Source organism: Paenibacillus sp. BJ-4, assembly GCF_020404765.1.
GTDB lineage: Bacteria > Bacillota > Bacilli > Paenibacillales > Paenibacillaceae > Paenibacillus.
Map to the genome: position 1 here is coordinate 1 of NZ_JAIVEM010000147.1, position 369 is coordinate 369.

1 rRNA gene is annotated in these 369 nt (G+C 42.0%); it reads right to left on the minus strand.

From position 1 onward, the window contains the following. Positions 1-287: 287 nt before the first annotated feature. Positions 288-369, minus strand: a 16S ribosomal RNA gene (locus LCF57_RS22295); the annotation flags it as partial.

Below are 369 nucleotides of genomic sequence, written 5' to 3' on the forward strand. Positions count from 1 at the left end.
ACAATGTAAATACGATTGACTACCTTAGTTTCACTTGTTTACACAAGATCAGCTTAAAGGAATATTCTAAAACGCAATTTCGTTTCGGTATCCAGTTTTCAAGGTACACGTTCTCCGGTGTAAACCCGGAAAAAGATCATATCATATTCCGTTGTACTTGACTACAAGCACATCCTGGAAATGATACTTGAGAGTTTGAGCTCTCAAAACTGAGCAACGAGTGAGTAGTTTTTGAAGCTAATGCTTCATATTTGAATGTTTCCGTTGCAGGAAACGATTCTCCATAGAAAGGAGGTGATCCAGCCGCACCTTCCGATACGGCTACCTTGTTACGACTTCACCCCAATCATCTACCCCACCTTCGGCGGC